This window comes from Streptomyces sp. NBC_01454 (genome assembly GCF_036227565.1).
Classification (GTDB): domain Bacteria; phylum Actinomycetota; class Actinomycetes; order Streptomycetales; family Streptomycetaceae; genus Streptomyces.
This window is the reverse complement of the sequence record NZ_CP109460.1, coordinates 4,177,771-4,195,520: the sequence shown is the minus strand read 5'-3', so window position 1 is coordinate 4,195,520 and position 17,750 is coordinate 4,177,771. Positions and strand designations below refer to the sequence as shown.

The 17,750-nt window shown below is 73.5% G+C and carries 17 protein-coding genes; 7 read left to right on the top strand and 10 right to left on the bottom strand.

Annotated elements, in window-relative coordinates; all coding sequences use genetic code 11:
* Positions 1-17: 17 nt before the first annotated feature.
* The 4 genes from OIU81_RS18525 to OIU81_RS18510 form a co-directional block, all read right to left on the bottom strand.
* Positions 18-377, bottom strand: a complete 360-nt coding sequence (locus tag OIU81_RS18525; protein WP_329149287.1) for a hypothetical protein — start codon at positions 375-377, stop codon at positions 18-20.
* 130 nt (positions 378-507) lie between these two features.
* Positions 508-1,290, bottom strand: a complete 783-nt coding sequence (gene cobM / locus OIU81_RS18520) for a precorrin-4 C(11)-methyltransferase (RefSeq protein ID WP_329149285.1) — start codon at positions 1,288-1,290, stop codon at positions 508-510.
* Complete coding sequence (gene cbiE, locus OIU81_RS18515; RefSeq protein WP_329149283.1) at positions 1,287-2,657, bottom strand: precorrin-6y C5,15-methyltransferase (decarboxylating) subunit CbiE; 1,371 nt, start codon at positions 2,655-2,657, stop codon at positions 1,287-1,289. Before cbiE ends, cobM begins: the two co-directional genes overlap by 4 nt.
* Positions 2,658-2,792: 135 nt before the next feature.
* Positions 2,793-3,062, bottom strand: a complete 270-nt coding sequence (locus OIU81_RS18510; RefSeq protein ID WP_329149281.1) for a hypothetical protein — start codon at positions 3,060-3,062, stop codon at positions 2,793-2,795.
* A gap of 240 nt (positions 3,063-3,302) precedes the next feature.
* Between OIU81_RS18510 and OIU81_RS18505 the strand changes: the two genes are divergently transcribed.
* The 3 genes from OIU81_RS18505 to OIU81_RS18495 all read left to right on the top strand — a co-directional run bounded on the left by OIU81_RS18505 (position 3,303) and on the right by OIU81_RS18495 (position 6,214).
* Positions 3,303-4,322, top strand: a complete 1,020-nt coding sequence (locus OIU81_RS18505; RefSeq protein ID WP_329149280.1) for a cation diffusion facilitator family transporter — start codon at positions 3,303-3,305, stop codon at positions 4,320-4,322.
* Positions 4,323-4,415: 93 nt separating this feature from the next.
* The gene (locus OIU81_RS18500) at positions 4,416-5,021 is read left to right on the top strand and encodes a hypothetical protein (protein ID WP_329149279.1); all 606 of its coding nucleotides are present in this window, start codon (positions 4,416-4,418) and stop codon (positions 5,019-5,021) included.
* 188 nt (positions 5,022-5,209) lie between these two features.
* A complete protein-coding gene (locus tag OIU81_RS18495; protein WP_329149277.1) occupies positions 5,210-6,214 on the top strand; it encodes a hypothetical protein in 1,005 nt (334 codons plus the stop codon).
* A gap of 7 nt (positions 6,215-6,221) precedes the next feature.
* Here the strand turns inward: OIU81_RS18495 and OIU81_RS18490 are convergent, their stop codons facing one another.
* Positions 6,222-7,163: an NADP-dependent oxidoreductase gene (locus tag OIU81_RS18490; RefSeq protein WP_329149275.1), complete on the bottom strand. Its 942-nt coding sequence runs from the start codon at positions 7,161-7,163 to the stop codon at positions 6,222-6,224.
* A gap of 231 nt (positions 7,164-7,394) precedes the next feature.
* On the opposite strand from OIU81_RS18490, the gene OIU81_RS18485 reads away from it, so the two are divergent.
* Positions 7,395-8,144: a response regulator transcription factor gene (locus OIU81_RS18485; RefSeq protein ID WP_329149273.1), complete on the top strand. Its 750-nt coding sequence runs from the start codon at positions 7,395-7,397 to the stop codon at positions 8,142-8,144.
* A gap of 111 nt (positions 8,145-8,255) precedes the next feature.
* Positions 8,256-9,413 (top strand): ABC transporter ATP-binding protein, encoded by a 1,158-nt coding sequence (locus tag OIU81_RS18480; RefSeq protein ID WP_329149271.1) that lies wholly within the window; start codon positions 8,256-8,258, stop codon positions 9,411-9,413.
* Positions 9,414-9,490: 77 nt separating this feature from the next.
* Here the strand turns inward: OIU81_RS18480 and OIU81_RS18475 are convergent, their stop codons facing one another.
* From OIU81_RS18475 to OIU81_RS18465, 3 genes are read right to left on the bottom strand one after another with little or no spacing between them, the layout of a single operon-like run.
* Positions 9,491-10,441, bottom strand: a complete 951-nt coding sequence (locus tag OIU81_RS18475) for an ABC transporter substrate-binding protein (protein ID WP_329149269.1) — start codon at positions 10,439-10,441, stop codon at positions 9,491-9,493.
* On the bottom strand, positions 10,438-11,112 hold the full coding sequence (locus OIU81_RS18470; protein ID WP_329149267.1) for an ABC transporter permease: 675 nt from the start codon (positions 11,110-11,112) through the stop codon (positions 10,438-10,440). The genes OIU81_RS18475 and OIU81_RS18470 overlap by 4 nt, the downstream gene beginning before the upstream one ends.
* Positions 11,109-11,858 carry an ABC transporter permease gene (locus OIU81_RS18465; RefSeq protein ID WP_329149265.1) on the bottom strand — a complete coding sequence of 250 codons (750 nt, stop codon included), beginning with the start codon at positions 11,856-11,858 and terminating at the stop codon, positions 11,109-11,111. The genes OIU81_RS18470 and OIU81_RS18465 overlap by 4 nt, the downstream gene beginning before the upstream one ends.
* Before the next feature lie 329 nt (positions 11,859-12,187).
* On the opposite strand from OIU81_RS18465, the gene OIU81_RS18460 reads away from it, so the two are divergent.
* Positions 12,188-13,075 (top strand): polysaccharide deacetylase family protein, encoded by an 888-nt coding sequence (locus OIU81_RS18460; RefSeq protein WP_329149264.1) that lies wholly within the window; start codon positions 12,188-12,190, stop codon positions 13,073-13,075.
* A 118-nt stretch (positions 13,076-13,193) separates the two neighbouring features.
* Here OIU81_RS18460 and OIU81_RS18455 read toward each other — a convergent pair whose 3' ends face one another.
* Positions 13,194-13,763: a VanZ family protein gene (locus OIU81_RS18455; RefSeq protein ID WP_329149262.1), complete on the bottom strand. Its 570-nt coding sequence runs from the start codon at positions 13,761-13,763 to the stop codon at positions 13,194-13,196.
* A 209-nt stretch (positions 13,764-13,972) separates the two neighbouring features.
* On the bottom strand, positions 13,973-15,274 hold the full coding sequence (locus OIU81_RS18450; RefSeq protein ID WP_329149260.1) for an alpha/beta hydrolase: 1,302 nt from the start codon (positions 15,272-15,274) through the stop codon (positions 13,973-13,975).
* A 912-nt stretch (positions 15,275-16,186) separates the two neighbouring features.
* On the opposite strand from OIU81_RS18450, the gene OIU81_RS18445 reads away from it, so the two are divergent.
* On the top strand, positions 16,187-17,605 hold the full coding sequence (locus tag OIU81_RS18445) for a vWA domain-containing protein (protein ID WP_329149258.1): 1,419 nt from the start codon (positions 16,187-16,189) through the stop codon (positions 17,603-17,605).
* Positions 17,606-17,750: the final 145 nt, after the last annotated feature.

Sequence of the window (17,750 nt, the reverse complement as noted above, 5' to 3'; positions counted from 1 at the left end):
CGTCCCCGGTCCGGCGGTCAGGTGCGGTAGCCGCGGCTGAGCCGCTCCGCGCAGGCGTTGTCGTTGCCGGTGAGCGCGCCCAGGGCCGTCTTCAGGGCACAGGCCGTCAGCTGCAGCGGGTTGTTGCGGTACCGCCCCCGGCCCTCGGTGCGCCCGTCCCGGCGGTCGCTCCGGCGGTCCCGGCGGTCGCGGAACCGGCCCGTGGTGTCGTCGGTCCGGCTCGGGGTGTCGTGCATCCACGGCGAGGCGTCGTGCGTCCCGGGGGTGTCCGACGACAGCGTGGGGTGGTCCTTGCCGTCCGCGACGGCGACGGGGCCGCCGACGAGCGTCAGCACGGTTGCGGCGCCGACCAGGCCGGCGGCGAGTCTGGTACGCATCGTGGCGTACTCCTTTGGCTCGGCCCCCCTATGGATGTCGCAGCTTCCTTACCGGTCCCCGGGAGCCAGGAAACGACCATTCACCCCGATGCGGTCAGATCACCCCCGGACGGTCCCGGTGGCACCGGCCCTACGGGGTGTCGGTGGGCTCCGGCGCCGCGCACGGCGCGTGCGGGCGCTCGCGGTCGGCCGAGTAGAGGTGGCTGTCGCGGAACTGCTCGGCGCCCAGGGTGCGGCCGACGAGGATGACGGCCGTGCGGACCACGCCCGCGTCCTTCACCTGCCCGGCGATGTCGTCGAGGGTGCCGCGCAGCACGAGTTCGTCGGGGCGCGAGGCCATGGCGACGACGGCGGCCGGGCAGTCGGCGCCGTAGTGCGGCACAAGCTCGGCGACGACCCGGTCGACGTACATCGCCGCCAGATGGAGGACCAGGAGCGCGCCGCTGCGGCCGAGGGTGGCGAGGTCCTCGCCCTCGGGCATGGGCGTGGCGCGCTGGGCGACGCGGGTGAGGATGACGGTCTGGCCGACGGTGGGGACGGTCAGCTCGCGCTTGAGGGCGGCGGCCGCCGCGGCGAACGCGGGGACGCCCGGCACCACGTCGTAGGGCACCCCGGCCGCGTCCAGCCGGCGCATCTGCTCGGCGACCGCGCTGAAGACGGACGGATCGCCGGAGTGCAGCCGGGCGACGTCGTGGCCCTCCTGGTGGGCGCGGACCATCTCGGCGGTGATCGTGTCGAGGTCCAGCTGCGCGGTGTCGATGAGCCGGGCGCCGGGCGGGCACGCGTCGAGCAGCTCCCGCGGCACCAGGCTGCCGGCGTACAGACACACCCCGCACGATTCCAGCGTCCGGGCGCCGCGCACGGTGATCAGGTCGGCGGCGCCGGGACCCGCGCCGATGAAGTGGACGGTCATGACGGTCGGTTCTCCTGCGGGGACGGGGCCGTGTCCGGGAAGGCGGAAGGGGCGGCGGAGGGGGTGGCGGACGAGTCGTCGGACGGGGGCTTGACCACCGACCACTGGGTGACCGGCATCGCCTGCCGCCAGCCCGTGAAGCCGCCGACCGGCACCGCGTGGGAGACCGCGAGCCGGACCAGTTCGCCGCCGTGGCGGCGGTAGCGGTCGGCGAGCAGCGCCTCGGATTCCAGGGTGACCGTGTTGGCGACGAGGCGGCCGCCCGCGGGCAGCGCCGCCCAGCAGGCGTCGAGCAGGCCGGGGGCGGTCAGCCCGCCGCCGATGAACACCGCGTCCGGCACCGGCAGCCCCGCCAGCGCGCCGGGCGCCGAGCCGGTGACCACCCGCAGCCCGGGGACGCCGAGCGCCCCCGCGTTCCGGCCGATGCGCTCGGCGCGCACCGGGTCCCGCTCGACGCTGACGGCGCGGCAGCTGCGGTGCGCGCGCAGCCATTCGACGGCGATGGAGCCGGAGCCGCCGCCGATGTCCCACAGGAGTTCACCGGGGGCGGGTGCCAGCGCGGCCAGGGTGGCGGCGCGGACATGACGCTTGGTCAGCTGGCCGTCGTGCGCGTAGGCGTCGTCGGGCAGACCGGGGACGGTGGACAGGTGCGGGGTGCCGGGCGCGCGGACGCAGTCGAGCGCGAGGACGTTGAGGGCGTCGCCGGGCGGCAGGTCCCAGCCGTCGGCCACCCCCTCGGCCATCCGCTCACGGGCGCCGCCGAGCTGCTCCAGCACCCGCATCCGGGTCGGGCCGAAGCCGTGGGTGCGCAGCAGCGCGGCGACCTCGGCGGGGGTGCCGGCGCCCGCGGACAGCACCAGTACCCGGCGGCCGTCGTACAGCGCCCGGACCAGGTTCTCGGCGGGCCGCCCGACGAGTGTGACGACCTCGGTGTCCTCCAGCGGCCAGTCGAGGCGGGCACAGGCGTAGGAGACCGAGGAGGGGTGCGGCAGGATCCGCAGCCGGGGTCCGGCGCCGGGGTCCGGCCCGTCCGCGGGGGCCCGGCCCGCCTGCTCCGCCAGCACCTCGGTCAGGGTCCGCCCGATCCCGTGGAACATCGGATCGCCGCTGGCCAGCACGCACACCCGGCGCCCGGCGTACGCGGCGAGCAGCCCGGGGACGGCAGGACGCAGCGGCGACGGCCACGGCACGCGCACACCGGCGCACTCCCCGGGCAGCAGCGCCAGCTGGCGGGCCCCGCCGATCAGCACCTCCGCCGCACACAGGGCGTCACGGGAGACGGCGGGCAGCCCGTCCCAGCCGTCGGCCCCGATACCGACGACACACAGCGGTTCGGGAACGGCCGGGTCGGTCGGTGCGGGGCTCACTGCCGGGTACCTCGGGGTCGGGAGAGGACGGGATCCGTCCGGAAGGACGGGAGCCGAACTCTACTGACCGGTCGGACCGCACCGGCCCGCGGGGAGCCTTGGCCGGCTTCGGGCACCCGCCCGCCGCCGACGGGCTCAGCTCAGCAGCGCCCGCAGGAACTGCCCCGTGAACAGGAACGCCGCACAGAAGCCGAGGATCGCCGGCAGCCACTGCCAGATGCCGCGCGGCGCGTCGAAGCAGGCCAGGTGGCCGAGGACGGCGAGGACGCCGGTCAGGGCGCCCAGCCAGAAGGGCAGGCCGTCTTGGTGGGTGTACAGGATGGCGACGGCGGCCAGCAGGCCGAGCACCGCCATGATCTGGCCCCTGCCGGGCGCGGGCCGCCGGGTCTCCCCCGTAGCGCTCATGCCGCCGGATGCTACCCGCGCCGGACGGGCTCCGGCCGTTGCCCACGCCGGAACGGTGCCGGGCGGTCGGCTTCCGTTTCCCGCTCTCCCCTCCCTCGGCCCCACACCGCTCTGACCAGGCACGATCAGCCGTTCGACGGTAATGACAACGGTCACCGGTGCAGCCTTTGGATCTTTCGCCGAAGTGCGGTTTGCTTCCCAGCAGGAGCCAGATCGGCAGGAGCCGGAAAGGAGGCGTCCATGACCGAGCACGCCCACAGCCAGGGGCACGACCACAGCCATGCGCACGGTGTCTCGGCGGACACCGACCGGCGCTGGCTGCGCGGCGCACTCTTCCTGCTGACCGGATATCTGGCGATCGAGGTCGTGATCGGTGTCCTGGCGCACTCCCTGGCGCTGATCGCGGACGCCGCCCACATGCTCACCGACGCGGTCTCGATCGTGCTCGCCCTGGTCGCGATGCGGCTGGCCGCGCGCCCGGCCCGCGGCGGGTACACCTACGGGCTCAAGCGCGCCGAGATCCTCTCCGCGCAGGCCAACGGCATCACCCTGCTGCTGCTGTCGGCCTGGCTGGGGTACGAGGCGATCCAGCGGCTGATCACGCCGCCCGCGGTGACCGGCGGACTGGTGCTGGTCACCGCGCTGGCCGGGGTCGTGATCAATCTGATCTGCACCTGGATGCTGTCCCGGGCCAACCGCTCCAGCCTGAACGTCGAGGGCGCCTACCAGCACATCCTCAACGACCTGTTCGGGTTCATCGCCACCGCCGTCTCCGGTCTGATCGTGCTGACGACGGGCTTCCGGCAGGCGGACGCGATCGCCTCGCTGGTGGTCGTGGTGCTGATGCTGCGGGCCGGTACGAGCCTGGTGCGCGAGTCCGGCCGGATCTTCCTGGAGGCCGCACCGGCCGGGGTCGACCCGGACGCGCTGGGCGATCATCTGTGCGCCGCGGACCAGGTCGTCGAGGTGCACGATCTGCACATCTGGCAGATCACCTCCGGGCAGCCGGCGCTGTCCGCGCACATCCTGGTGGAGCCGGGCGGCGACTGCCACAAGGTCCGCCGCAGTCTGCAGGAGCTGCTGAGCGGCGAATACGGCATCGCCCATGCCACCCTCCAGGTCGATCACGTCGGCGAACAGGGCGCCCCCGACGACGTCCTCACGCTCGGTCCGCGGCCCGGTCCCGAGCCGGAACAGCAGGCCGGGCACTGCGCGGACGCCCACGGTCCGGTGCACCGGCCGGGGCCGCACGAGCACTGACAAAGCCGCCGGGGGGCCTCACTCGGGTGAACCCGTGCCCGGGAGGGAGCCGCCTGCCACGGGTGGCGGCGGCCGCGATGCTCCGATGGCGGCATGAGAACCGCCGTTGTCCGCACGCTGCTGTGCGCCGCCACGTTCCTCGGACCGTCCGCCGCCGCAGCCGCCCCGCAGGCACCACCGCCCGCCGTCTCGGTGTCGGTCGCGGTGACCGACGGGATCGACGACACCGAGGCCGGCAAACGGCTCGACTACCGCATCACGGTGCACAACCTGGGGCCCACCGTGGTCCACCGGGCCCGCATCGAGCAGGAGATGCCGGCCACCACGACCTCCGCCACCGCTCCCGGCGCCACCGTCGAGGGGCGGGGCACGGGCGGGCAGAAGGTGATCTGGCGCTCCGATCTGCCCGCGCACGACATCCAGGTGTTCACCGCCACCGCCGTGCTCGGCGACCGCCCCGACCTCACCGCCACCGCGGCCCCCGGCAGCCTGCGCGCCGCCGCCACGGTCTGCGTCTACGTCGGCGGATCCTTCGCGCCCACGGCCTGTTCGGGCGACCTCGACGACATGCCGGAGACGCACCCGGAGGGCGGCGACGGCGACGGCTGGGTGTGGTGGGCGGTGGGCGCCACGGCCGCCGCACTGCTCGGGCCGGGCGTGGTGCGGGCGGTACGTCGGCGGGCCGCGGCACGGCGCTGAGACAGTCCGCGGCACGGCGCCGAGCGCGGGCCGCGCGCCCGGTCACCCGTTGGCACCGGCCCCGCTCGCGGACGGCGGGGGTTCGCACTTGCCTGGGAGCAGGCCGCGGGGCGCGCCGGGTGGCGCTCCCCCGGACCCGGCCGAGCCAGGGGACGCAGACCGGATTGCCGCCAGGAAGGACAGCCGCGATGTCAGCGAGCGCACCCGTACGCCCGGGCGGGCGGGTGCCGGCGGGGGAGCCGACCCCGCCGACCGGGCCCCGCCCGCACCGGCGCCCGCGGGGCCTGGTCGGCGGGGTGCTGCTGGTGGTGGGCGTGGTGCTGCTGCCGCTGGGGCTGGCCGCCGTCCGGGCGCGCACCGAGCTGACCGAGACCGACGGCTACGTGGCGGCGGTGGCGCCGCTGGCCGGGAACGCCGCCGTCCAGGAGGCGGTCGTCGACGATGTGACCGACGGGGTGATGGCCCATGTCCGGCTCGACGGGCTGCTGAAGGCCGTCCCCCGCGCCGAACGCCCCGCGGTGCGGCGCCACTTCACCCGCGGCATCCGCGAGTACGTGACCCGGCAGGTGCGGCAGGTCGTCACCGGCCGCGGCTTCCCGGCGATGTGGAACGGGGTGCACCGCACCGCCCACCGGACCCTGGACGGCAGTCTGACCGCGCCCGGCCGCTCCGCGGTCACCCTCGATCTCACGCCCGTCGTGGAGCGGGTGCGACGTCAGCTGTCCCACAACGGCATGGGGCTCGACGTCGTGCGCCAGGTGCCGCGGGCCGGGGTGCAGATCGTGCTGCTGAAGGCGCCGGACGTGCCGCGGGTGCGGGCGCTCTACGACCGCGTCCACACGGGGGCACGGCTGCTGCCGCCGGCCGCGGCGCTGTGTCTGGCCGGCGGGCTGCTGCTGGTGCGGCGCCGGCGGCGGGCGCTGATCGGTGCCGGGGCGGGCTGTGCGGCGGCCGCCGCGCTGCTGGCCGTGGCGCTGGCGCTGCTGCGCCGCCGCACCCTGGACGCGCTGCCCGACATGGTCTCCCGGCCCGCCGCGGGCGCCTACGCCGACGCGCTCGCCGATCCGCTGCTCACCGGGGTCTGGCTGCTCATCGGCGCGGGCACGCTGACCGCCGCGCTGGCCGCGGGCGGCCCGCAGGCGGCCCGGGCACTGCGCGCACGGCTCGCGGCCCGCGGTGCCGACGGCTCCTGACCCGCCCTCAGAGCGCCAGCACCGTCTTGCCCTGGGCCCGGCCGGTGCGGCTGGTGGCCAGGGCTTCCGGCGCCTCCTCCAGGGGGACCTCGCGGCCCACCAGGACCGTCAGCCGGCCCGCGTCGACGTGTCCGGCGAGGATCTCCAGCAGCTGCGGGGAGGGGCGGTTGACGAAGTTGAAGCCGCGGAGGTTGTGGTCGGTCAGCTCGTCCGCGTCGGCCGAGCCGATGAGCGAGACGGCGATGCCCCCGTCGCGTACGGTCCGGGTCAGCTTGGCGAACTCCTCGGGGCCGCCGGTCATGTCGATCAGCACATCGACACCGTCCGGGTGGGCCGCCAGCACCTGGTCGGCGACCGACCCCGCGGTGTGGTCGACGGTCTCCGCGGCGCCCAGGGTGCGCATCAGCTCCGCCTTGGCGGGGCGTGCGGTGGCGATCACCTCGGCGCCGCGGCCGGCCGCGAGCTGGGTGGCGAAGGTGCCGACGCCGCCGGTCGCGCCGACGATCAGCACCCGCCGGCCCTCGCCCACCCGGGTCTCCTCCACCAGGTTGTACGCGGTCATGCCGGCCGTCGGCAGCGCCGCGGAGGTGGCGTAGGTGACGCTGCGGGCGGCGTGCGCGATGCGGTCCTCGTCGGCGAGGGCGAGTTCGCAGTACGAACCGCCGCCCTGCGCCGGCCGCTGGAACTGCCCGAACACCGCGTCGCCGATGGTGAACCGCCGTACCCCCGACCCGATCGCGAGCACCTCACCCGCCCCGTCCGTCCCCAGGACCAGCGGGAACGAGACCGGCACGGCATCCCCGAACATCCCGTCGGCGATCTTCCAGTCGATGGGGTTGAGTCCGGCGGCGGCCAGCCGCACCAGGACCTCACCGGGCCCTGGTTCGGGCTGTGGCAGATCCATGAGCTGCGGCTGTTCACCGAATGCGCTGACTGCTACGGCTCTCATGTGGCGTTCCCTTCCACCCTTCCGACCGGTGGCCGAAGTGGATCGTAAGCACGGGGGTGGGGCCGGATGCGGCAGGAGGGGAGGCGGTGCGGCGGAAGCAACTCTTACGGCCCCCCGGGCAGGGGCCGCCTGGCCGCCGGGCGGACCCAGCGTGGTGAATTCCCCGGCCCGCGGGTCACGGCGCAGGAGCGTCCGGCGGCCGGGCGCGGCCGCTCGGGTACACATGACGCCATGCGCGTTCTGGTGGTGGAGGACGAGGAGTTCCTCGCGGACATGATCGTCTCGGGGCTGCGCCGCGCGGCGCTCACGGTGGACATCGCCCACAGCAGCCGCGGGGCACTGGACCGGCTGCGGCGCGACGCCTACGACGTGCTCGTCCTGGATCAGGATCTGCCGGGGCTGCACGGTGACGAGGTCTTCCGGTACGTGGTGGAACAGGCGCTGTCGACCCGGGTGTTGCTGCTCACCACGTCCGGCCCGGCCCCTGGCACGGCACCCGGCACCGGCGGCCATCAGGAGCCCGACGCCGACGACCGGCTGACCAAGCCGTTCGCCTTCGACGTGTTGCGCGACCGGGTGCTGGCACTGGGCCACCGTGCCCGCTCCGGCCGGCCGCCGGTGATCGAGCGGGCCGGTGTCCTCCTCGACACCGGGCGCCGGCTGGCCGTCCGCGACGGCCGGCCGCTGGCGCTGTCCCGCAAGGAATTCGGCGTGCTGGAGGTGCTGCTGCGCGCCCAGGGCGAGGTGGTCAGCGACGACGAGCTGATCGAGGAGGTGTGGGAGGAGCAGCCCCGCCACCGCACCAACGCCGTCCGCGTCACGCTCGGCACCCTGCGCGCCAAGCTCGGCGACCCACCCGTGATCGAGGCCGTGCCGGGCGCCGGATACCGGATGGGCACCGGGACGCGGCCGGGCGACGAGCCGGCGGCGGGTGACGAGCCCTCGGCGAGCGGCGAACCGACGGCGGGCGCCCGCGGCTGAGCCGGTGCTCCCGGCCCCGGTCCGGCCCCCGCTGACGGTCGGTCCGAACCCCGCCCCACCCGATTGCGCGTAAGACGGGTCGGGTCGCGGACCACGGGATTCAATGGCGCAATGATCCGGTTCGACTCCGTCACCAAGCGCTACCCCGACGGGACCACCGCCGTTGACGACCTCTCCTTCGAGGTCCGTGAGGGTGAGCTGGTGACACTGGTCGGGCCGTCCGGCTGCGGCAAGACGACGACCATGATGATGGTCAACCGGCTGATCGACCCCACCCACGGCCGGATCAGCGTCGACGGTGCCGACATCGCCGGCGTCGACCCCGTCCGGCTGCGCCGCCGGATCGGCTACGTCATCCAGCAGACCGGCCTCTTCCCGCACCGCACCGTCCTCGACAACACCGCCACCGTGCCCTTTCTGACCGGCTGGAAGAAGGCCAGGGCGCGCGAGCGGGCCGCCGAACTCCTGGACCTGGTCGGCCTGGACCCCGGCGTCTACGGCTCCCGCTACCCCGATCAGCTCTCCGGCGGTCAGCGCCAGCGGGTCGGGGTGGCCCGTGCGCTCGCCGCCGACCCGCCGGTGCTGCTGATGGACGAGCCGTTCGGCGCGGTCGACCCGGTCGTCCGCGACCGGCTGCAGAAGGAGTTCCTGCGGCTCCAGGCCACCATGCACAAGACCGTGCTGCTGGTCACCCATGACATCGAGGAGGCCATCCGGCTCGGCGACCGGATCGCGGTCTACGGAGCGGGCCGGATCGAGCAGTACGACACCCCCGCGAGCGTCCTCGGCGCCCCCGCGACCTCCTATGTCGCCGAATTCGTCGGCACCGACCGCGCGTTGAAGCAGCTCTCGGTCACCGCCATCGACCGCGCCGACCTCGAACGCCCTCCGTTCGCCCGGCTCGGCGAGCCCGCCGCGGATGCCATGACCCGGCTGCGGGCCGAAGGCGCCCGCTGGGCCGTGGTGCTCGACGGGGAGGGCGAACTGCACGGTTGGGTGGGCACGGAGGAGCTGGTGGGGGCGGCCGGCACGGTCGCCGGGCACGCCCGCCGGATGGAGGCCTGGGTCCCGGTGACCGGCACCCTCAAGGAGGCCTTCAGCGAGATGCTCAAGCACGACGCCGGCTGGATCGCGGTCCTGGACGGCCACCGCTTCCTGGGCGTCCTCACCCCGACCGCGCTCCACGAGGCGCTGCGCCGCACCATCGGCCAGGGCGAGAGAGGCGTACCGCGGGAGCGGGACGAGGTGGACTCCGTTCCGACGCAGTGAGCGCGGCGGGGGGCAGGGGAAGGGCCGGTCGTTTCACGTGAAACGCCCGCCGCGCCGACTGTCCGTGCCGCCCCCGGTCACTTCTTCGGCAACAGCCCCTTCGACGTCAGGTAGGTGCGGGCCACGTCCTCGGGCAGCCGTCGCCAGCTGTCCACCTGCTCGTTGAGGTAGGCCAGATCGGCGGTGGTGAGGACCTTGCCGAGGCGGTTGAGCGCGGCGGCCACCCGTGCGCTGCCCGCGCGGGAGCGGTTGACGACCGGGAGGACGGAGTCGGCGTTCTGCAGCTTCTTGTCGTCGGCGAGCAGCACCAGACCGAACTGGTCGAGGGTGGCATCGGTGCTGGTGGTCAGCACCAACTGGTCCTGCCCGTTCTGGACGGCCTGCTTGGCGGGCGTGGTGCCGACGCCCTTCGGATCGATGGCGGTGATGTGGATCCCGTACTTCTTCCGCAGCCCCGGCGCACAGAACGGCCGCTGGACACACTCGTCACCCGCCGCGAGACGCACCGGCAGCTTGGACCGGCCCAGGTCGCTGAGGGTTTTGAGATGGTGCTTGCGGGCGTAGGCGGCGCTCACCGCGAAGGCGTTCTGGTCGACGGCCCGGCCGGCCGGGAGCACGGTCAGTCCGCGGGGGCCGGCGAGCCGGCGCAGCGCGGCCATGGTGACGCCGAGGTCGGGCGAGGCGACCGGGGCGGCCTTGGAGCCCTTGTTCTTGGCGTTGAGCCAGTCCGCGAAGGTCGCGGCGTACTCGGGGACGACATCGATCTGCCCGGCCTCCAGGGCGGGTTCGTACAGCTCACGGTTGCCGACGGTCACCACATGGGTGCGGTAGCCGGCGTGGTCGAGCAACGCCGCGTACATCTGGGCGAGCAGCTCGCTCTCGGTGAAGCCGGCCGAGCCGATGGCCAGCTCGTGGCTGTCACCGGGGGAGCTGGTGATCGCGGAACGGGTCTCCAGGGACGGCCCGCCGGCGCAGGCCCCGAGGCCGAAGACGGTGAGGACCACCAGGGCCGACCCGACGGCCCTCACCGGGCCTGCCCCCGCACCCACCCCGGCGCGCGCCGCTGCACCAGCTCGAAGGCCGCCTCCATCAGCAGGGCGAACACCGCGACCAGCACCGCACCGGCGACCACCTGCGGAGTGCTGGCCAGGTTGAACCCCGCGGTGATGATCCGGCCCAGCCCGCCGCCACCCACCAGCGCGGCCAGCGTCGCGGTGGCCACCAGCTGGACCGCGGCGATCCGGATGCCGGTCAGCACGAGCGGGAAGGCGAGCGGCACCTCCACCCGCCGTACCAGCTGCAGCCCCGTCATCCCCATGCCTCGCGCGGCCCGCACCACGTTCTGGTCCACCTCCCGCATCCCGACGTATGCGTTGGTCAGCAGCGGCGGAATGGCGAACAGCACCAGCGCAATGATCGTCGGCCATTGACCGTACCGTCCGAGGGGGGTGAGCAGCAGCAGGACCAGGACGGCGAAGGTGGGCACCGCCCGGCCGACGTTGGCGAGGTTGACGGCCAGCGCACCGCCGCGCCCGAGGTGACCGAGGGTCAGCGCGACCGGCAGCGCGAGCAGGGCGCTCAGGACCAGACAGGCGAAGGTGAGCAGGACGTGCTGTTCGAGGCGGTGCCAGACGCCGTTCTCGCCGGACCAGTTGGCGGCGGTGGTCAGCCAGGACCAGACCGCCGAGAGGGTGCTCATGTCCGCCGCCCGAGGGCCGCGGCCGGCTGTTCCGTTCCCGCCGTGGCCCGGGTCCGCACCCGCGTCCGCCGGTGCGCCCGGCGCCAGGGGGTGAGCAGCCGCTCCGCACCGAGCAGCAGCAGATCGAGGACGACCGCGATGAGCACGCAGAGCACCGACGCGGTGAGCACCTGCGCCTTGAAGAAGGAATTCATGCCGGCGTAGATGAGGTTGCCCAGCCCCCCGTATCCGACGATCGCGCCGACGGTGGTGAGCGCGACCGCGGAGACCGTGGCGATCCGCAGCCCGGCCATCGCGGCCGGCACGGCCAGCGGCAGCTCCACGGTCAGCAGTTGGCGCATCGGCCCGTACCCCATGCCGCGGGCGGCCTCCATGGCCTCGGCGGGGACCCCGTCCAGCCCCGCCAGGATGTTCCGTACGAGCAGGGTGAGGGAGTACAGGGCCAGGCCGACCACGACGAGAGTGGCGGACAGCCCGTAGACCGGCAGCAGCAGGGAGAACATCGCCAGCGACGGGATCGTGTAGATCACCGTGGTGATGCCGAGCACCGGCCCGACCGTCCAGCGCCGGCGGCGGGCCAGCAGCGCCAGCGGGACCGCGATCACCAGCCCGAGCGCCACCGAGAACAGCGTCAGCTGCAGATGCTGGGCGACCGCGTCGAGCAGGATCTGCTGACGGGTACGCAGATAGTCGCCGCAGATCCAGTCGTTTCGGGCCAGGCAGTCGTCCGGCGGCGGTGCGGTCACGGTACGAGTCCACCCCGGCGGGGGCGGAGTGTCGCGGCGGCCGCGTCCGATCGGGGTGGTCGCGGACCACCCCCGCCGCGGCAGGCGCCCGGCCCGCCCCGTCCCCTCGCCCCACCGCACGGGCATCTCCCATGTACACACCTCACGTACACACTCCACGTATACACCGCGTGTGTACTGCCTATGTATAGTCCCTTCCGAGTCTCTGTCCGACCGCCGTGAGCGCGGGTCGGCGCGGCGCCGCCCTGCCCGTCCGCGCCGGCTTCGCCCTGCCCGGAACGCAGGTCACGGGCCTGCCGCCCGCCGTCCGTACCCGAGGAGAGAACCCCATGCCGAAGCAGATGTCCGCGGCCCGCCGCACGTCCATAGCCGGGCCGCTGACGGCCACGTCCCTGGTCCTGGCCCTCAGCGGCTGCGCCTCCTACGACGTCCTCGCCCCGGCCGACGCCCGCGCCGAGGCACCTGCGGCCGCCGTCAAGGCGATGGACGCCCGGCTCGCCGCGGCCGCGGAGGCGAAGAACGGGGAGAACACAGGCGGGACGAACGGGACGAACGGTAGGGAGGCGGACGGCCCGGCCGGGAAAAAGGGGACGGGCGGCGACGAGGTCGACTGCCGCAAGGCCAAGTGCGTCGCCCTGACCTTCGACGCGGGCCCCAGCGAGAACACCAACCGCCTGCTGGACATCCTCAAGCGGGAGAAGGTGCACGCGACGTTCTTCATGCTCGGCGAGAACCACGTCGAAAAGCGCCCCGCCGAGGTGAAGCGGATCGACGCCGAGGGCCATGAGCTGGCCAACCACACCTGGTCGCACCAGATCCTCACCGACATCAAGCCCGCGGAGGCCCGGCGCGAGATGTCCCGCGTCCAGGACGCGGTCCGCAAGATCACCGGCAAGACGCCGAAGCTGATGCGCCCGCCGCAGGGCAGGACCGACGAGAGCGTCTCCGCGATCAGCAAGGAACTCGGCCTGGCACAGGTCCTGTGGAGCGTGACCGCCAAGGACTACGAGACCAACGACTCGGCCCTGATCACCAAGCGGGTCCTCGAACAGACCGAGCGCGACGGCATCATCCTGCTCCACGACATCTACCGCGGGACCGTGCCGGCCGTCCCCGGCATCCTCAAGGAGCTGAAGAAGCGCGGCTACACGGTGGTCACGGTCTCCCAGCTGCTCGCCCCGGCGAAGCCGCAGCCGGGGATGGTCTACCGGCCGTAGCGCACGACGGGGACAGGTATCGCGGGGCCCGGTACCGCGGGGGCAGGTATCGCGGGGCCCGGCCCGCCGCGCGCGGCCCCGCCGGCCGGCCGCCGCCGGTCACTCGTCCCGCCGCCGGTCACTCCGTCCCGGTCCCGGCGGCCTCGGTCGGCCCCACCGTGCCCCGGCCGCGCAGCCGGTGCCACCAGTGCCGGCGCCGCGGGTGCACGGCGCGGCCCAGCCGGCGGCCCAGCAGCAGATAACCGAGCAGCGCGCCGGTGCAGTTGAGGAGCACATCGTCGATGTCGAAGGCCCGGCCGGTGATCAGCGCCCCCTGCACCAGTTCCACCAGCAGCATCACCAGCGCTGTCGCCACCCCCACCCGCACCAGCCCGCGGGCCCGCGGCAGCAGCACCGGGAGCAGCACCCCGAACGGCACCCCCAGGACGACATTGCCGCCCAGCTGCTTGGCCGCGTCGGCCGCCTGCGACGTGGCCAGATAGCTCCGGATCGAGTCGCCCGGGCGGAGGTTGGGGTGGGTGAGCGGTACCGACGCCGCCGACGGGGTCAGCGTGATCCGTGCCAGCGCCACCGCGAAGGCCACCATCGCGGCGAACGCCAGCACCAGCAGCAGAATCCGGACGGCCAGCGGAGCCCGTGCGGCCACCGGTGACCACCCGGCCCCGTCGCCCTGTTGCGTACGCGCCATGAGGATCTCCCCGGTGTCCGAGAAGGGCACTGCGCCCCGATGGCAAGTGCGGGTACCCCCGAGCGCGGCGATCATGCGGGGCGGCGGGCCGCCCCGCACCGGACGCCGGCCACCACACACAGCAGGGGCGCCGGATCACTCCGGCGCCCCTGCTCGGGTCCCTGCGGTGCGCGGCTGCTCAGCCCGCCCGCGGACGTCTCACCCGCGGCTCACCCCCGCGGGCGCTCCGCCTCCACCCGCCGGTGTCCCTTGTCGTCGGACGCGGCCGGTGACTTGGACGGCCCGGCCTGCGGCGCCGCGGCACCGCCCTTGCCCGCTCCGGGCTTCCGCGGCGGGGCGACGGCCTGGGTGTCCTGCGGGAACGTCAGCTGCTGGCTCTGCCACTCCAGGGCCGGGACGACCTCGCGCCGCCAGGTCGTGAACTGGTGGCTGCCCCGCGGCAGGATGATCGAGTCGACCGTCATCGGCGGCTTGACGGCGTGCACGAAGTCCATCGTGGCGCCGTAATCCGCCTCGCCCTTGCGGCTGCTGGCCACCAGCGCGGAGATCTGCGGGGTGGGCAGGTGCTTCAGCCGCCACAGCAGGTCGTGCTCGTGCTCGCGCTTGGCGCCCTCCGGACCCGGGCCGAACAGGCTGCCGGTGGTCAGGTCGTCCTTGATCGCGTAGTCACCCGAGAGCGAGACCGCCGAGGTGTAGGCCTTCGGGTTGCGCATCGCCAGCTGCAGCGAGCAGGAACCGCCGGACGAGTATCCGAACGCGCCCCAGGCACTGGGGTCGTGACCCACCCGGTAGGTCGCCTTCATGGCGTCCGGCAGGTCCTTGGTGAAGAAGGTCTCGGCCTGCGGCCCGCCCGGCACATCCACACACTCGGTGTCCCGCGGCGGCGCGATGGTCGGCCGGACCATGACGATCACGGTCGGCTGCATCTTGCCCTGCGCGATCAGCCGGCCCGCGTTCTGCGGCACCTGGAGGTGCTGGGCGAGGTTCATGATGCCGCCGGGGTAGCCGCTGATGACGACCATGACGGGGAACCGCTGACGGCGGAACTGCTGCTGGAAGTACTGCGGCGGCAGATAGACGAAGCCGGGGTTGATGGCCCGCGTGCGGCGGCCGATGATCCGTACGGACTCGACCTTGCCCACCTTGTTCGCGGGTCCCTTGGGCAGCCCGGTCACCCGGTCGAGGCCCTGCGGCCCCGCGGGCTGGATCAGCCCGCCCTTCATGTTGCCCACCGAGGCGTACTGGCCGCCGCCCTGGCTCACGGACACCGGGGCCTTGTCGTTGTTGCCCAGCAGCTCGTCCCAGTTGCCGTAGAACTCGAAGTTCGTGTTCACGGCGAGGGCGAGCGCGCACACGATCGACAGCTGGGTGACCCCGATGGCTCCCAGTCTGCCCAGGACCGGGCCCACCCCGCGTCGTGACAACCGGGGCCAGAGCCACACCGTGGCGGCCACACTCGCCACCGCCAGCACGATCACCGTGTACTCGAGCGACTGACTGGTCAGCCCCATGCGCCCACATCTCCCGTCACCCGCGAAAGGGTTCTTGCCGTCTTCGGCCGCCTAAGGCACAACGTGCGGCTCAGGACAATGGTCACCGGAGAAGATGGGCACACCTGCGCATCGGATACGTGAACGACCTAGTTCTTACCTCGCTCTTGCCACATCGTTTCCGCGGCGTGATGTGGGACGGGGGGCGACGGAGCCCGCCAAGGCGGGGCGAGCGCGGCGCGGGCAGCGTGCGCACCAGATGAAAAGCCCAGGTCAGAAGGGGGTTCAGGGTCACGGCACGGGCTCGGCGGCCCGGACACCCGCGGCGCGGGCGACCGCACCCGCCCCACAACTTCCGCCATTTCACACATGGCCGAATCAACTCCCCTTCCCCGTCCGGCCCTTGCGAACACCTGCCCCTCACCCGCCGACGCGTCCGCCGGGCCCGTTCCACAGTTCCTGACGCACGAGGCGCGGTGCGCATTTCGCTGATGCATTGCTGCCTGTTTTCCCGGTGTGCGGTGTGCTGCATATGGACGAGTAATGCGTTGTTCAGGCGCACTGTCGCGATGCATGGCGTCCTGCTTCCTTTGCACCGCTTTCTGCGTGATGTGCCCTTCGTGAGGCGATTACTGAGGTGCAGTTCGTGAAATGCCGTGGGTGGATTCGGCGAAGACAGGGACGGTCCGTCAGAGCCGACGGAAGGCCTGTCCGTCCGGCCCGGCAACCTCGTACGCAGGGCGAATGCGGTGACGAGGCACTGGCCGAAACCCCTCACCCCCGTAACACCCCCGGATGGCCCACCACACAAGGCGCGGGGTCCCACGATGAGGCCGGTCCTGGCCGCTACGCTTACGTATCCGTCCTGGTCAGGGACATGTCTGTGCTTCACGGACAAACGCCGCACCCACCACACGCAAGAGAGGTTCGCCGATGGGCATTCGGAGTCTGCTGCGCAACGCTTTCGGTCGCTCCAAGGCGACCCGTGAAGAAACCGGCGCGGCCCCGAGCGGCGCCGGCGCCCCGGAGTCCGCGACCATTCCCGAGGCCCGCGAGGAGTCCACCCCGACTCCCTCCACTCCGGCCCCGGAAGCCGAGGTCCCGGCCGCACGGACGGCACCCACTGCACCCACGGAGGCGCCGGCCACCGACCCGGCTCCGGCAGCTCCCACGCTGCCGGCCCAGGGCAGCCGGCCCGATGTGGCGGAGCGCGCGGCGGAGACCGCTGCGGCACGGGAGAAGCCCGCCGCACGGGACGAGGCCGAGGTGCGGGACGAGTCTGCGGCGGAGGACACCGCCCCGGCCGAGGACCCTGCTGAGGACGCCGAGAAGACCGGGCCCACGGCGGACGCCACGGCGACCGACGGCCCGGACGCGGCCTCCGCCGACACCACCGACACCGCCACCGAACGCTCCTCCGACACCGTCGCCGACCTCGTGAGCCAGGCCTTCGACAACCCGACGCCGCCGGCCACGGAGCCGGAGGCAGCGGCGGAAGCCGAGCCCGAGCCGGAGGCAGCGGCCACCGAGCCCGGGCCCAAGGCACAGGCCGTCGCAGAGCCGGAGCCCGAGCCGGAGGCAGCCGCCGCCCCCGAGCCGACCCCGGCGCCGGAACCCGTGGCACCCGCGGCCGCGGCCGCGGACACCACCGCCGCCGCCACCCCGCCCGCCCTGGTCAGCCTCGTCAAGTCCGCGGCCGCCACCCTGGACAAGCACGGCCTCGCCACCCAGCGCGCCGCGGTCTACCTGGTCCTCGACCGCTCCGGCTCGATGCGCAACTACTACAAGGACGGCACCGTCCAGAACCTCGCCGAGCAGGCCCTGGGCCTGTCCGCCCGGTTCGATGACGACGCCACCGTCCCGGTCATCTTCTTCTCCACCGACATCGACGGCACCGCCGACCTCGACCTCACCAACTACGAGGGGCGCATCGCGGAACTGCACGCCGGCCTCGGTCACATGGGCCGTACGAACTACCACTGGGCCATCAACGCCGTCATCGAGCACTACAAGAAGTCCGGTTCCACCGCGCCGGCCTTCGTCATCTTCCAGACCGACGGCGCCCCGACCTCCAAGCCGGCCGCCGAGAAGGCGCTCTGCGAGGCGGCCGGACTGCCCCTCTTCTGGCAGTTCGTCGGCTTCGGTGACCCGGACGCCAAGGGCTTCGACTTCCTCCGCAAGCTCGACGACCTGACGGTCCCGGAGAAGCGGGTCATCGACAACGCCGGCTTCTTCCACGCCGGCCGCGATCCCCGCAGCCTCTCCCACGACGAGCTCTACCAGCAGCTCATGGTCGAGTTCCCCGAGTGGCTCGCCGAGGCCCGCAGCGCCGGCATCCTCAAGGACAGCTGACCTCCCCGCTCCGCTCACGACACCTCACCGGCCGCGGCCGGGCCCCCACCGGCCCGGCCGCGGCCGCTGTCATGAGCCACCGCGGGCGTCTCCCCCACCCCGCCCGGCTCCCTGACCACACGAGAGGCGGGCGCCCGCCCCGCTA